Here is a 1,229-nt window from a genome sequence, read left to right as displayed (position 1 = left end):
AGAGGTGTATAAGAGACATGTATGAGTCCACCCCAAACCCAAGGCACCTTCATCCGAGTCGCCACTGGAGTATGCACGCCCCCATGAGAGTCCAACCCCTCGGCTAGACACCTCCACATCCACAGTCCGCTTCACCAAGTGTCCATCGACCAAGCTGACGTCCTTGACGAAGGTATGGCTCACAGGGAGCCTTCCCACCGACATTACTGTGGTCGTGAGCGGCACTTCCCTGTTCAAGGCTGATGCATTGGGGTTCTCTGGAACCAAAGTGACTCGGACCGTCTCTGTCCCCGCAGCACCAGGCGGCAGTTCGACTACGGCGTAGCCGTTCTGCCCTAAATAGACAGGCGTTCCTCCGTGAGCAACGACTTGAGCAATACCGTTTACATTCGCCTGCACCAAAGCACTAGCCACCTCCTGCCCATCACGACGGACGACAAGCGTTCCGTTGGAGTAGACCTTTATTCCAAGATGCGCGGCATCGGCTACGGGCACTTGGGCGTCGTCGGGAAGCGGTTGGCCTGGCGTAGGCTTGAGTGCCGAGACAAAGTCCCAAGCCGGCAGCACCCAGCGCGCACGCAACGGCAGTCCGTCCATCATTATTCCAGACGGCGGCGCAGCCACCTCAAACTCGCCAGTCGCCTGAAGAACCTTCACGACCGACGAAGGACCATAGTCATTCGCGTACAACTCAAAACGAATCCTCCCGCCATGAGTATACGGATTCATCCTCAACTGCCGGGTGAGACGCGTATTGGGCGGCACCTCTGTATCACCGTCCCCATCGCGAGGAAGTTCGTCGAACCCGAGCACGATAGTATCGCCTGGCTCATTGGGCTGGACAATCATTCGAACATGCAGCGTGTCCGAACTTCGGTTCGTCACCATGAACCCAAGCGCCTTATCAGATGAGTGCACCTGCCCGCCGGATACAATAATCCTATCATCAGGCAACGTCCGGACGAGCTCCATCGAAGGAACCGTCGAGTAATCAAAAGCAGTCACATCTCGGCGACAGTAAACAGGGTCCACTTTCCCAGGCTCAAACACAATGCCTTGATAATAATAATACTGTCGCGCCTCATTCATCAGGAACATCGGCCGATGAACCACGGACATCTCATCATTGAGAGGCTCATCCTCTGTGAAAATAATGGACTCTCTTACAAAATCCAACAACTCTCCAGCACCATCATGCGTCCACGTCACCACTTCAGCATCCACCAACC

General features: G+C 55.4%; 1 protein-coding gene. It reads right to left on the bottom strand.

Features of this window, described 5'->3' with window-relative positions; genetic code table 11:
• A partial coding sequence (locus tag G4D87_RS37950) for a DUF6531 domain-containing protein (RefSeq protein ID WP_240358944.1) occupies positions 1–1,229 on the bottom strand: 1,229 nt, incomplete at both ends.

It is taken from the genome of Myxococcus vastator, from assembly GCF_010894475.1.
GTDB classification, from domain to species: Bacteria; Myxococcota; Myxococcia; order Myxococcales; family Myxococcaceae; genus Myxococcus; species Myxococcus vastator.
This window is presented reverse-complemented; position numbering and strand designations above follow the sequence as displayed.